The organism is Actinoplanes sp. NPDC049668 (assembly GCF_044465445.1).
GTDB lineage: Bacteria > Actinomycetota > Actinomycetes > Mycobacteriales > Micromonosporaceae > Actinoplanes.
This window is the reverse complement of sequence record NZ_JBITLR010000008.1, coordinates 273,695-286,173: the sequence shown is the minus strand read 5'-3', so window position 1 is coordinate 286,173 and position 12,479 is coordinate 273,695. Positions and strand designations below refer to the sequence as shown.

13 protein-coding genes are annotated in these 12,479 nt (G+C 74.1%); 6 read left to right on the top strand and 7 right to left on the bottom strand.

Annotated elements, in window-relative coordinates; genetic code table 11:
- Nucleotides 1-8: 8 nt before the first annotated feature.
- From ACIBSW_RS32285 to fxsA, 3 genes are all read right to left on the bottom strand, one after another.
- Complete coding sequence (locus tag ACIBSW_RS32285) at nucleotides 9-1,637, bottom strand: EAL domain-containing protein (RefSeq protein WP_354720088.1); 1,629 nt, start codon at nucleotides 1,635-1,637, stop codon at nucleotides 9-11.
- 109 nt (nucleotides 1,638-1,746) lie between these two features.
- Nucleotides 1,747-3,213, bottom strand: coding sequence for an aKG-HExxH-type peptide beta-hydroxylase (locus tag ACIBSW_RS32280; RefSeq protein WP_354720091.1), 1,467 nt, complete (start codon nucleotides 3,211-3,213; stop codon nucleotides 1,747-1,749).
- A 7-nt stretch (nucleotides 3,214-3,220) separates the two neighbouring features.
- Nucleotides 3,221-3,376 carry an FxSxx-COOH cyclophane-containing RiPP peptide gene (gene fxsA / locus ACIBSW_RS32275; protein WP_354720092.1) on the bottom strand — a complete coding sequence of 52 codons (156 nt, stop codon included), beginning with the start codon at nucleotides 3,374-3,376 and terminating at the stop codon, nucleotides 3,221-3,223.
- A 277-nt stretch (nucleotides 3,377-3,653) separates the two neighbouring features.
- On the opposite strand from fxsA, the gene ACIBSW_RS32270 reads away from it, so the two are divergent.
- Nucleotides 3,654-3,821: a hypothetical protein gene (locus ACIBSW_RS32270; protein ID WP_354720094.1), complete on the top strand. Its 168-nt coding sequence runs from the start codon at nucleotides 3,654-3,656 to the stop codon at nucleotides 3,819-3,821.
- Nucleotides 3,811-4,206: a hypothetical protein gene (locus ACIBSW_RS32265; protein WP_354720096.1), complete on the top strand. Its 396-nt coding sequence runs from the start codon at nucleotides 3,811-3,813 to the stop codon at nucleotides 4,204-4,206. Before ACIBSW_RS32270 ends, ACIBSW_RS32265 begins: the two co-directional genes overlap by 11 nt.
- Before the next feature lie 58 nt (nucleotides 4,207-4,264).
- Here the strand turns inward: ACIBSW_RS32265 and ACIBSW_RS32260 are convergent, their stop codons facing one another.
- Entirely contained in the window at nucleotides 4,265-4,549 is a 285-nt protein-coding gene (locus tag ACIBSW_RS32260; protein ID WP_354720098.1) for a DUF427 domain-containing protein, read from the bottom strand.
- A gap of 154 nt (nucleotides 4,550-4,703) precedes the next feature.
- Here ACIBSW_RS32260 and ACIBSW_RS32255 point away from each other — a divergent pair, with 154 nt between their 5' ends.
- Genes ACIBSW_RS32255 through ACIBSW_RS32245 form a run of 3 tightly spaced genes read left to right on the top strand, consistent with a single transcriptional unit; the run spans nucleotide 4,704 to nucleotide 7,791 of the window.
- Nucleotides 4,704-5,288: a hypothetical protein gene (locus ACIBSW_RS32255; RefSeq protein WP_354720100.1), complete on the top strand. Its 585-nt coding sequence runs from the start codon at nucleotides 4,704-4,706 to the stop codon at nucleotides 5,286-5,288.
- Nucleotides 5,285-6,349: a hypothetical protein gene (locus ACIBSW_RS32250; protein ID WP_354720101.1), complete on the top strand. Its 1,065-nt coding sequence runs from the start codon at nucleotides 5,285-5,287 to the stop codon at nucleotides 6,347-6,349. The genes ACIBSW_RS32255 and ACIBSW_RS32250 overlap by 4 nt, the downstream gene beginning before the upstream one ends.
- Nucleotides 6,346-7,791 (top strand): hypothetical protein, encoded by a 1,446-nt coding sequence (locus ACIBSW_RS32245; RefSeq protein WP_354720103.1) that lies wholly within the window; start codon nucleotides 6,346-6,348, stop codon nucleotides 7,789-7,791. Before ACIBSW_RS32250 ends, ACIBSW_RS32245 begins: the two co-directional genes overlap by 4 nt.
- Nucleotides 7,792-7,794: 3 nt before the next feature.
- Here ACIBSW_RS32245 and ACIBSW_RS32240 read toward each other — a convergent pair whose 3' ends face one another.
- Nucleotides 7,795-8,649 carry a bifunctional DNA primase/polymerase gene (locus ACIBSW_RS32240; RefSeq protein WP_354720105.1) on the bottom strand — a complete coding sequence of 285 codons (855 nt, stop codon included), beginning with the start codon at nucleotides 8,647-8,649 and terminating at the stop codon, nucleotides 7,795-7,797.
- Nucleotides 8,650-8,672: 23 nt separating this feature from the next.
- On the bottom strand, nucleotides 8,673-9,680 hold the full coding sequence (locus tag ACIBSW_RS32235) for a beta family protein (protein ID WP_354720107.1): 1,008 nt from the start codon (nucleotides 9,678-9,680) through the stop codon (nucleotides 8,673-8,675).
- A gap of 110 nt (nucleotides 9,681-9,790) precedes the next feature.
- Here ACIBSW_RS32235 and ACIBSW_RS32230 point away from each other — a divergent pair, with 110 nt between their 5' ends.
- Complete coding sequence (locus ACIBSW_RS32230) at nucleotides 9,791-11,104, top strand: AAA family ATPase (protein WP_354720162.1); 1,314 nt, start codon at nucleotides 9,791-9,793, stop codon at nucleotides 11,102-11,104.
- Here the strand turns inward: ACIBSW_RS32230 and ACIBSW_RS32225 are convergent.
- Nucleotides 11,082-12,353, bottom strand: coding sequence for a hypothetical protein (locus tag ACIBSW_RS32225; RefSeq protein WP_354720108.1), 1,272 nt, complete (start codon nucleotides 12,351-12,353; stop codon nucleotides 11,082-11,084). The genes ACIBSW_RS32230 and ACIBSW_RS32225 overlap by 23 nt on opposite strands.
- Nucleotides 12,354-12,479 lie beyond the last annotated feature (126 nt).

Sequence of the window (12,479 nt, the reverse complement as noted above, 5' to 3'; positions counted from 1 at the left end):
GGGTCAGGTCAGGACGAGAGCGCCGACTGGCGGTTCAGCAGCGCGGTCAGGTCGCCGGCCGGCATCGGCCGGGCGAAGTGGTAGCCCTGCGCCTGCGCGCACTCGAGCTCGCGCAGGCGGGCGGCCTGCGCCGCGTCCTCGACGCCCTCGGCGACCGGCGCCAGGTTGAAGGTCCGGGCGATCTGCAGCACGGCCTCGGCGACCGACGCGCCGTTCTCCTGCATGGCCTGCACGAACGACCTGTCGATCTTCACGACGTCGACGGGCAGCCGGCCGAGGTGGCTCAGCGACGAGAAACCGGTGCCGAAGTCGTCCAGCGCGATCCGGACGCCGAGCGTCTTCAGCGCGCTCAGCACCCGCGCCGACTCGGTCAGGTCGACCAGCGCGACCGACTCGGTCAGCTCCAGGATCAGCAGCGACGGCTTGAGGCCGGTCCGCTCCAGCACGGAGCGGACCTCGTCGACCAGGTCGGGCTTGCCGAGCTGGCTGGCGGAGAGGTTCACGTTGAGCTCGAAGCCGGGCATCTGCTCCTGCCACTTCGCGGCCTGCATGCAGGCCTGCTCGAGCACCCAGCCGCCGAGGCGCGGCAGCAGGCCCAGCGACTCGGCCATGTCCAGGAAGGCGGCGGGCGGCAGCATGCCCCGCTCGGGGTGGTTCCAGCGGACCAGTGCCTCGACGCCGACCGTGTTCTCGCCGTTCAGGTCGACGATCGGCTGGTAGTGCACCTCGAACTCTTCGTCGTCGAGGGCGCGGCGCAGGTCGGCCTCCTCGCGGCGGCGCTGCTCGGCCCGGGCGAACTGGGCCGGGTCGAAGCGGCGGGCGACGCCCTTGCCCTCGTCCTTGGCCTGGTAGAGGGCGAGGTCGGCCTCGCGCATCAGGTCGTCGACCGCCATGCCGCTGCCGCGGGTCAGGGCGATGCCGGCGCTGGCCGGGATGGTCAGCACGGTGTCGCCGACCACCAGGGGCTGTGCCAGGTCGCGCAGGATCCGGTTGGCCACCGTGTCGGCGATCGTGTCGTCGGCGAGCCGGGGGAGCAGCACCACGAACTCGTCGCCGTCGAGGCGGGAGACGGTGTCGTTGTTGCGCACGTTCGCGGTCAGCCGCTCCGCCGCGGTGCGCAGCAGCTCGTCGCCGGTCGCGTGCCCGTAGGCGTCGTTGACCTCCTTGAACCCGTCCAGGTCGACCAGGATCACGGCGGTCATGGTGTCCTCGGCGGTCGCCAGCGCGTCGACGGCGTGGTCCAGGAACAGCTTGCGGTTGCCGAGCTCGGTCAGCGGGTCGCGGCTCGCCTGGTGCGCCAGCTGGGCGCGCTGCCGGGTGAGGTCCCGGACGAGGCCCTCGGTGGTGCGGGCGCCGAAGAACTGGCGGAGCAGGATGGTCGCGGCGACGGCGATGACGAGCCAGGTCAGCGCCGGGCTGATGCCGTTCCGGGCGGACCAGTAGCCGGCCATGACGACCGCGCCGGCGACCGGCAGGAACTGCAGCAGCGGCCAGCGGCGGGCGAGGACTGTCACGCCGATGCCGAGGAGGATGACCGTGGCGAGGCCGGCGATCAGGTCGGGCAGGCCGGCGCCCGGTTCGCCCAGGTCGGCGAACATCGCCGGCCACGCGAGCAGCAGCAGCGATGTGAAGATCATGGAGTGGTCGACACCGCGTCGCACACTATCCATGGTCTTGTCGATCGGACCCATGACCCACCTCCAACAGGGGGTCTCATCGGTGCCGCGTTGCCCGATCTGAGCGAACTTACGAAGAAAGCCAGGTCGCGAGCGTGATGGGGTCGACATTTCGGTCGTTCAGCGCGCGGTAGGCGGCCGCGAGGACCTCCGGCTCGGCGCTCAGGCCGCCGGCCAGGACCAGACCCGCCCAGGCCGCGTCGTCACCCGGAACCGACATCAAACTCCCGGCGTACGCGCGCACGGCCGCATCCCGCTCGCCCCGGACGTACGCGAGATCACCGCCCGTCCCGTACGCCGGCTCGCCGCGGAGCACGGCGTGCGCCAGGTCCAGCCGAGCGCTCGCCTCCAGCGCCCGGCGCGGGGCCGCGCGCAGGCGGGACGCGACGCGCGGCGGGGAGTCGCCGCGGCGCCACGCCCCGGCGAGGGCGCGGGCATCCGCGGGGTCGACGCTCAGGTTCCGCAGCCGCCAGCGCAGGCGGTGGTCCGCGTTCGCGCCGGCTGCGAGGCGCGCCGCCGCGGGCGCGACCGGCTCGTCCAGCCAGGGCAGCGCCTCGGCGCGCAGCGCGGTCACGAACCGGCTGCCCGCCGCGGTGAGCCCGCCCCCGGACAGCAGCTCGTCCGCCGCGGTGACCACGGCCGAGCGCCACCTGGCGAACTCGAAGGCGTCCAGCGGATCGTCGGCGTGTGCCCGCCGGAAGCGGGCGACGCTCAGATAGGCATAGGCGCCGTGCAATATTCCGGAGGCGGGGCGGGGGTCGTCGCGCCACGGTGAGTAGCCGAGGGCGTCCGGCTCCTCGTGCAGGTCGAAGAGGTAGTTCACCGCGTTCAGGACGCTGTGCTGGGTCTCGTGCAGCAGCCCGACCGCGAGCGCGGTGGCGTCGGCGGGCTCGGACATGGCGACGGCGCCGAACGCGTCCGCGGAGGTCGCGCTGATGCCCCGGGCGGCCGGATCGGCCTCGACGGGGACGACGCAGTCCAGGACCGCGGCCAGCACCTCGGCCTGCGGCCGGGCCCGGCCGACCAGCAGCCGCCAGGCGCCGGCGAAGAGCTCCTGCCAGCGCGCCGCCTGCGCGTCGGTGAGCCGGCCGGCCGGCGTCAGCCCGAGCCGGGACCGCAGGGGATCCCGGTCCTCGACCCGCACCGAGATCGACAACCCGTCGTGTGCGGCGGTGAGCAGGCGCCCGGCCCGGCCCGGCGCCGCGGCGAGGTCCGCCAGGTATCCGTCATCTGCCTTTTCGGGCAGACTTCCGACCCGCAGCGCGCTCAGGTAACTCGCCGCCCACACCCCGGTCAGCGGCCGGGCGAGCAGTTCGCGTACCCGCGGGGGATCCGAGCGCTCCTGCGCGACCAGGCTCGCGAGCCCCGGCGCCGGAGCGGTCGCGGCGATCTCGCGCAGCAGCAACAGGTGGCGGCTGAGCTGGGCGCGGCGGAGCTCGCCGACGGTCGCGGCGTCGGGGCGGCCCGCACCGAGCGCGGCGAAGGCGCCGTCGCTGAGCCGGTGCGGGCGCGCGCCGGCGATCCCGGATCGCGTCATGATCCCCTCAGAGCGCCGAGTTGAAGCCGGCGATCGGTTCGCCCGGCCGGACCAGGTCGTCGGCGAGCCGGCGCAGGCAGTTCGCCAGCGCCGAGTCGTCCGCCGGGCCCGGCGCGGCGTCCGCCGCCAGCTCCGCGAGCGACAGCCCGGATACGTCGATCATGGCCGATCGCCACTCGCGTACCGGACCCGTGGTGTTTGTGCCCCCGTCCACGGATACCTACTCTCAGTATTCGTCGACACTGTTTGCCGACCGACAAGTATCAATGTATTGCCGCAACATTACGGCGGTCGTCGGGTCGGGTGATGTCGGCAAGATACCGGAGGCTGCGGTCGCCGGGTTTGACGTGGCGTGATCTCATAGGGACGCCAACACAGCGAAAGTCGGCAACGGAGGACAAACTGTGCTGGGACGGAAAGTGGAGGACGCGGAGGACAGCGTGCGTGAGATCGATGAGGCGGTCGAGCAGACCGCCGACACCGATGCGGCACCGGAGCAGCCGGTGATGCCGTCGCCGCCGTTCCCCACGTTCCAGAGCCGCCCGACGCTGCCGCATCAGGTGCCGGGCGTGGGTTTCGAGAGCGGGCGGGACAGCCGTGCCCGCTGAGGACTCCCCGGCGCGCCTGCCCCGGCGTGGGCCCGCGCCGCCCGTCGACCAGATGGACAACGCGGAGCTGGCCCGCCTGATCGAGGCCGAGCACCCCTATCGCGGCAAGGCGCTCTTCGAGCTGTCGGACCGGATCCCGGTCGACGACGACGCCGCGACGAAGGTGGCGATGCTGAGCCGGCTGACCTCGCTGCGGACCGCGCGGCTCTTCGACCGGGTCTCGCTGGCGTGGTCGGCGATCATCGCCCTGCTGGCGGCGGAGACCCCGCACGCCCGGTCCTCGGCCTACGAGGCGTTCTACGCGCTCGCGCCGGCGGAGCAGGCCGACATGCTGGACTACCTGGAGGTGTCGGCGATCGAGGAGGCCCACCCCCGGATCGGCTAGGCGGCCCGGATCGGATAGGCGGCGCGGACCCGAGTCGAGCCCGCGCCGGCGGTGAGCGTCAGGCTTCGACCTTGACCGTCTTCTTGAATGCGACCCGGTCGCGGACGGCCTTGGCGTCGGGCTTCGGCTCCGGATAGAACCAGACCGCGTCCTGGGTGACCTGCCCGGCGGACTCGAGGGTGTAGTAGGAAGCCTTGCCCTTCCACGGGCAGACGGTGTGCGTATCCGACGGGCGCAGCACGTCCTCGCGCAGCGAGGAGCGCGGGAAGTACGTGTTGCCCTCGACTACCACGGTGTCGTCGCTCTCCGCGATGATCTCGTCGTTCCAGATGGCCTTCGGCATACCCCGAACGTAGCGCGCCGCCTGGGTGCTGTCCGATACGCGCGATTTATTCACCTCCCGTGGGTGAAACGTGCTGACTCGTCCCCACATTGCCTGCGTCCTGTATGAAGATCTAAAGTCGATCCGCAACGAATCCCCCACGGAAGCGGCCGCCATGAACCGCCTGAGCACGCTGCCGAGCGCCCGCGAGCAGGCGCGTCGCACCCTGCTGCTGATCGGTGCGCCCGCCGCCGCGAGCCTGATCGTGGACGTGCACGGCGCGCTCTTCGACGGGGACCTCTCCACCGCCGCGCTGGCCGCGCTGCTGCGCGAGGAGGAGCGGGAGTTCGCCGAGGACGTGCCGGCCGCGTACCGGATCTGCCCGGCCCTGCTGCCGGACCTGACCCCGGCCCGCGGCCTGTTCACCCTCTCGACCTGGCCGGTGACCGGCCGGATCGCGGCGCCGGTCGCCGACGAACTCGCGGCGGTCGTCCGGATCGCCGAATTCATCGCCATGCGCGAAACCGCCGGCCGCGCGGCGGCCGAGCTGCTGCGCCGGCTCGCCGAGCGGGTGCCCGGCGGACCGGAGGCGTACGCGGTGCAGAACCCGGCGGCGCTGGCCGACGCGGCCCGGACCGCCCTCGCCGGCGTAGCGCTCACGCCGCCGCCGGAGGAGACCATCCGGCGGTGGAGCGAACTTCCCGCGCGGCAGCAGCTCTTCGGCGTGCGTGGCCTGCCGCACCAGCGGGGCCGCCGGTGAGCGCCGCGCTCGACCGGCTGCGCGGCGGCGCACCGCCCAAGCGGCACAACGCCCGCACCATCGCCGCGCTCACCGGCAACCCCGGCTGCACCCGCCGGGCCGTGCTGGACGCGGCCGGCGTGGACAAGCCGAAGCTCGCCCAGGCGATCGGCTTCCCCGGCAACTTCGGCCAGTCCCGCTTCGCGCTGGCCCGCGGCAACGGCTTCGAGGCGATGCTCAAGGCCGACGGCTGCGCGCTGCTGCTCTCGGTGCTCGCCGACTGCCTGCGGCTCGAGCCCGCCACGGTCAGCTACGACGACCTCGGCGAGGACGCGGACGACACGCTCGCGGCCCGGCACGGGCGCACCCGCAGGCTGCTCGCGCAGGCCGCCGGTGCCGCGCTCATCGACCACCCGCTGCTCACCCTCGACGTCGCCGGCCAGCGGGTCTTCCTCGAGCCGGACCTGATCGCGTTCCAGGTCGAGGGCCGCCTGCACGTTGTCGAGATCAAGTCGTTCGCGATCGTGGACGGCCAGGCCGACAGCGCCAAGGTCTCCGCGGCCGCCGTGCAGGCCGCCGTCTACGTGCTCGCGCTGCGCCGGCTGCTCGAGGAGCTGGGCCACGACCCGGAGCTGGTCAGCCACGACGTCGTGCTGGTCTGCACCGAGAACTTCTCGCTCAGCCCGGCCGCCGTGGTCCTCGACGTCCGCAAGCAGCTCGCCACCCTCAAGCGCCAGCTCACCCGCCTGGCCTCGGTCTCGGCGCTGGCCGCCGCCCTGCCGGAGTCGGTCAGCTTCGATCCGGTGCTGCCCAGCGCCGACCTGATCGCCGCGCTGGCCCAGGTCGAGGCCAGCTACGCACCGGAATGCCTCTCGGCCTGCGAGCTGGCCGTCTACTGCCGGCACGAGGCCGCCGGGAGCACCGCGGCGCTGGGCCGGCCGGTCCGGGACGCGCTCGGCGGCGTCGGCACCGTCGACGAGGTGCTCGCCCTCGCGACCGGCGACCGGGCGCCGACCGCGGAGCAGGCCGAGGCCGCGGCGCTGCTGCGGGCCGCCGCGCGCCTGCGGGCCGAGCTGGAATGAGTACGCTCACCGCGCTCGCCCGCGCGCAGGCGTACGCGCAGGGCCGGGCGCAGCGCACCGCGACGGTACGCCACCTGCACATACACCCGCGCCCGCTGGTGATCATTCCGCTGGCGATGGCCGGCGAGGCGAACGCGCCGCTGGCGGCGATGGTCGGCAGCGCCGAACGCGATCCCCGGCTGCTGGTGGTGGCGCAGCCCCGCAACCGGGACCACCGCTTCGCGTTCGCCGCCGAGCTCGCCGACGTGCTGGTGCCCTACGTCGACGGCTTCGCGGGTGCGACCGAGCCGGTCGCCGTCGACCGGGGGCGCGACGTGCGGTACCGCTTCACCGACGCGCCGCAGCTCTGGGTGCCCAACACCGGCGGCGTCGACTTCCTGCGCCTGTTCGGCCGGTCGACGCGCTTCCGCACCACCGAGGGCGAGTACGCGGTCCCGCCCTCGGTGCCGCTGCTCGGGCGCTGGCTCACGTTCTTCGCCAACTCCGCCGAGCTGCCGGGGTCGTCGTTGCTGCTCAACGCCGTACAGGCGCTGGGTCTGCACTGGGCGACCGGGCAGAGCGGCGCGGAGGACGCCCAGCTCGCGGCCCTGCTGGGGTGGATCTCCCCGCCGCCGGGCAGCACCGGGGCCGAGGCCGCGCGCGCGGCCGAGGACCCGGCGGTGTCCCCGCCGGCCGGCCCGGCCACCGACCCGTCGTTCGACAACCACGTGCTGGCGCCGCTGATGTCTACGGCGTCGCCGGACGTCGCGGCCCTGACCGAGGTGCTGCGCGCCCAGCTCCTGCCCACCTGGCAACTCATGTGGCGCGCCCTCGACCTGCTGCGCGAACTGCCGCCCGGCTCCCGGGTGGCCGGCCGCTGGGACGGCGACCGCGACACCTACTCGGGCTTCGTGCAGCACCTGGCCGACGGCGGCCCGCCCCAGCCCCGGCGCGACGGCGCGGTCGCGGCCGCCGCCCGGCTGCACCGCCTGGAGAACGCCGCCACCCGGTACGCGGTGCAGCGCGCCTTCGACGACCCGCTGGTGATGGCCGAGTACCGGCTGACCGGCGCGGCCTTCGCCGGCGAGGTGACGCTGGCCAAGGCGGACCGGATCGACGACAGCGGCAAGCGCCCGGTGCTGCGCCCCCGGATCATGGTGGTCACCTCCGAGCCGGTACGCGTAGAGAAGGGCGCGACGCTGACCTCGCCGGTCCGGCCGGGCCAGAAGGCGCTGGTCGTCTCGGTGACGGCGGTCGACGACGCCAAGACCGAGGTGCTGCTCGAGCTCTCCGGCGGGATGGGCCGCAAGCTGGTCGCCGAGCCCGGCAGCGTGCCCGGGGTCGGCGAGCGGCTGCTGTTCACCACGCTGAGCGAGGCCTACCGCCCGGGCGGCGCCTTCCCGGACCCGGACCAGACCCCGTGGACACACGGCGGCCCGCCGTCATCGGAGCCGCGCGACTAGCTTTCACGCGACCCTGCCCCGGACCGCGTCCAGCGGCCGGAGCCGGCCCGCGCCGAGGCCGGAGCGGATCGTGCGGGCCGTCTCGGCGCGGCCCAGGCCCGCCCAGCGCGCCGCCGCGGTCAGCTCGCCGGTCACCGCCGCCGCGTCCAGCAGGCCCGCGCCGACGAGCCGGCCGAGCGCGAACGCCGCCCGGTTCAGGGTGTCGTTGCGGGTGCCGACGGGCGCGTTGGCGACGCGGGTCGTCTCGGCTTCCAGGGCGACGGCCGCGTAACGGTCGGGATGGACGATCGCGTCCCGGCCGGCCTCGTGGATCGCGGACGGCGGATCCGGGCCGGCGACCAGGTCCCGCAGCGCCGCCGGGACGTCCGCCGGATCGCCGGGACGCATCACCCAGTAGTAGACGGTGCCGTTCGCGTGCCGCGACGGCGGCGCGATCACGTAGCCGCCCGACCCGCGCCAGTCGACGCCGGGCAGCAGGCGCACGCGGTTTCCGTACCCGATCGGGGAGAACCAGAAGTGCCAGCCGCCGCCGCCCGTCCGGACCTGGGGCCCCCGCGGCAGCTCGCCGCCCAGCAGATGCCGCAGGCCGTGCCAGCCGCCGGGGGAGTCGACGTCGGCGACGTCCATGACGACGCCGGTGCGCAGCCCGACGTTGGCCTCCGGCCACCGCGCCCACCACATCTCGATGCGCCGCGGATCGACACTGGCCTCGGTCAGGCCGTGCCGCAGGCGCGGATGCTTGCCCGGCCGCTCGCAGCCGGCCCGGCCGCAGGAACATGTGCCGTCGGCCGCAGGCGTGTGCACCGGCAGGACGGGGATCCCGTGCCGGGCGTAGGCGAGCGCCGCGTCGAACAGCATTGGCACAAGTGTACGAAAACTCGTCAGGGTGGCGCCAGGGCCTGGAGCACGTGCGCGATGTGGTGCGACGTGCTCCAGGCCATCCAGCTCGCCGGGCTGCCGCCGCCCCGCGCGCTGCGGGCCTGCCGGGCGATCTGCGCGTCGCCCCAGGAGAAGCGCGCGCCGGCCGCCGGCCACTGTGGCGAGGCGACCAGGGTGCGGCACAGGTCGTGGCACCGGTCGTCGCTGCGCCCGCCGCGCCGGGCCCAGCGGTAGATCCACCAGTCGCGGTCGGCGGTGTAGCGCAGCGTCGGCAGCTGCCGGTGGCTGATGCCCAGCCTGCGTACCGGGGAGGTGACGCCGTAGTCGGCGTAGCCGATGCCCGGCTCGCTGAGCCGGGCCCAGACCTGCGCGTCGAGCCGCCCGACCGTGACCGGTTCGTCGGTCGGCAGGTCGTCGAGGTTCGGCGGCATCGCGCCGGCGGCGATGGTGACCGACCGCCAGGGCGACGCCCGCGCCCAGCGCAGCACGCTGCGGGCCCGCTCCTCGAACCGGTTCGCGTGCGCGGTGCAGGCGGTCTCGGCCAGATCGATCACCAGATCGACGCGATCGAACTCGAGGCCGGCCCCGGCGAGCATCCGGTCGGTGAGCGCGGTCGCGGTGAGCGCGTTGCGGGCGTCGAGGTGCGGCTGGAACCGCAGGACGGCACGCATCAGGTGCATGCGCGCGGCCAGCCCGTGCTCCAGCAGCCGGCGCGGACTGTCGTACGCCCGGAGCACCGGCAGCATCGCCACGCCGACGTCGGCGAGCTCCTCGGCGAGGTCGAGCGGCGGCGAGGAGAGCGGATCGCCGGAATCCCCGATGGCGCCCAGGTCGACGGCGATCGCGCCGGTCCGCGGCGGCATCTTGCGGACCAGCTGCGGTAGCTGCTCGGTCGGGGAGAGTTCGATGATGGGCATCACCAGCTTCGCCGCGTCGGCGTCGAGATGATGCAGGGCGGCGAGCTCACCACGACGAGGTCGCAGGATAGGCCTGTAGACACCATCGGTCATTTACTCAAGGTATCGTCGGATACTCGACAGGTAACAATGTGGACGGGTTTACTCACATCTGGTGACGATCCTGCGTCGCGGGCGTGACGGGATACGGTGCGTCGGTGACCCTGTCCTCCGAGACCCCCGCCGCCGAGGCCACCCGCGTGGTGGAGGCGGTGCTGCGGGACCTGGCGACGACCGAGCACCGCGGCGTCGTCGTCGACTCACCGCCCGGCGCGGGCAAGAGCACCCTGGTCGTCCGCGCGGCGGGCGTACTGGCGGCCACCGGAACGTCCCTGATGATCGTGGCGCAGACCAACGAGCAGGTGGACGACCTGATCGCCCGCCTGGGCGCGGCGTCGCCGACCCTGTCGGTCGGCCGGCTGTCGGCGGTCGACTACGCGGCGACGGAGCGGGTCCGCGCACACCCCAGCTGCCGGGTCGGCGCCAAGGTGGCGGACCTGGGCGGCCCGCCGGTGACGATCGGCACGGCCGCGAAGTGGGCGACGGTCACCGAGGGCAGCTGGCCGTGGGCGATCGTCGACGAGGCGTACCAGATGCGCTCGGACGCGCTGCTGCGCGTGGCGCCGCGCTTCGAGCGGGCGCTCTTCGTCGGCGACCCCGGCCAGCTTGACCCGTTCTCGACGGTCGAGGTCGACCGCTGGACCGGCCTGTCCTGGGACCCGATGCAGAGCGCGGTGGCGGTGCTGCTGCGCCACAACCCGCAGCTGCCGGTGCACCGCCTGCCCGTCTCGTGGCGCCTGCCGGCGTCCGCGGCGCCGGTGGTCGCGGCGGCGTTCTACCCGTTCACCGGCTTCCGCTCGGGCACCGGCCCGGGCGAGCGGACCCTGAGCTTCGCGGCGCCGGCCGGCACCGACCTCGACGCGGTGCTGGACACCGCGGCGGCGACCGGCTGGGGCCTTCACGAGCTGCCGGCGCGGTTCACGGTCCGCACCGACGCCGAGGCCGCGGCGGCGTGCGCGGACCTCGCGGCCCGCGCGCTGACCCGGGACGCGGTGGCCGTGTCGGAGGCCGGCTCGGCGCCGCTGACCGCGTCGCGGATCGCGATCGGCGCGGCACACCGGGACCAGGTCGCGGCGATCCGCGCCCTCCTGCCGGAGCACGCGCGGGACATCACGGTGGACACCGCGAACCGCCTGCAGGGCCGCGAGTACGACCTGACGGTCGTGCTGCACCCGCTCTCCGGGCGCCGCGACGCCACCGCCTTCCACCTGGAGTCGGGCCGGCTGTGCGTGCTCACCTCCCGGCACCGGCACGCCTGCGTGGTGGTGGCCCGGGCGGGCATCGCGGAGCTGCTGGACGCGCACCCGTCGACCGAGCCGGTCCACCTCGGCGTGCCGGTGAAGTTCCCGGACGGCTGGGAGGCGAACCAGTCGATGCTCGCCCACCTCGCCGGGCTCACCGCCCCAGCCACGCGTTGATCCTCGGGGCGCAGGCCCGCTCGGCCGCCGCCCAGGACAGGCCGAAGGCCTCGCCCGACGCCTGCTCCGGCCCGCGCCCGCCGTGCGCCATCCGGTCGAAGAAGTCGAGCATCCGCGCCTCACCGAACGTCTCGCTCAGGCAGCGCATCGCGAAGAACCCCATCCCGTAGTAGCCGCTGCGCAGCGCCGACGAGTGCGACCACTCGAGGTCGAGTTGCCGCGTCCAGCGGAGCTTCACCGCCAGCGCGCGGGCGTCGACGGCCCGGTCGTACGCCGACACCGGCCGCCCGGTCCACGCCACGTACTCGGCGATGCCCTCGGTCGCCCACTCGCCGACGCGGGTCGACGGGCCGTACCGGGTGGCGAGGTGCGCCATCTCGTGCCGGAGCACGTTCTCGCCCTTCGCGCCGGGGCGGACCTTGGTCGTGTCGATGACGATGAAGCCGGAGGTGTCGCTGGGGCGCAGCGCGTACCCGAGTACGTCGCGGTCGGTGAAGGCAGAGAACCACGTTCGCCACTCGGACCGGCCGGCCAGGAACACGAGGTAGCTGCCGACCCGCGGCTCGGTCAGGGTGAACCGGTCCGCGACGACGGCCGCTCGCTCGGCCGCGGCCAGCCACGCCTCCGGCCGCGGCCCGGCACGCGGCGCCGCGACGACCACCCGGCGGCCGGCCGCGAAGGTGAGGGTGCCGCGTTCCCAGGGCGTCGGACGGCTCGGCAGCCCGGCCGCGCCGTCGAAGGCGAACCGGGTGAGCACGGCCCGGTTCCCGGCGACGCGCCAGGTGGTGCTCGCCGTCAGGTGGTCGGTGCTCCGCCTCGGGGCGCAGTCCGGGCCGGTGAAACAGACCCGGATCCCGACGTCGGTCTCCCACACCTGGGCGTCCTGGCCGGCGCGGAGGTCGGCCGGGTCGGGCACCCAGCCGGAGATGCGCAGGCCGCGAAGGTTTCGGTACAGGCGGTGCAGCTCGGCGGTCAGGGGCGGGTCGACGTCGCGCAGCCAGGCGCGCTCGTCGCCGGCGATCAGGGCGGCGGCCTGCTGGGCGAGCGTCCTGCGGATGATCTCCTCGGCGTGTACGGCGGACGCTCCGCGCTGCGGCGCCGGGTCGAGGGGGCGGGCGGCGCGGGCGCTGTCCGGCTCCAGGCCGGCATCCGGTCCGGGTAGGCCCAGGCTTCCGGAGACCAGGACCAGGACCAGGGCAAGGAGGGACCACGGGTGGCGTCGCCGACCGTATATCTGGTGCCCACTCACAGTGTTGGACATTACCGTCGGCCTATGGCGAAATCATCCCTCCATCGTGGATCTTCTGGGTAATCGTGGGGCAACGGAATGTCGTAGGCCTTCGGTATTCTGGGCGGGTTCTCGGGCGGGGGCCGG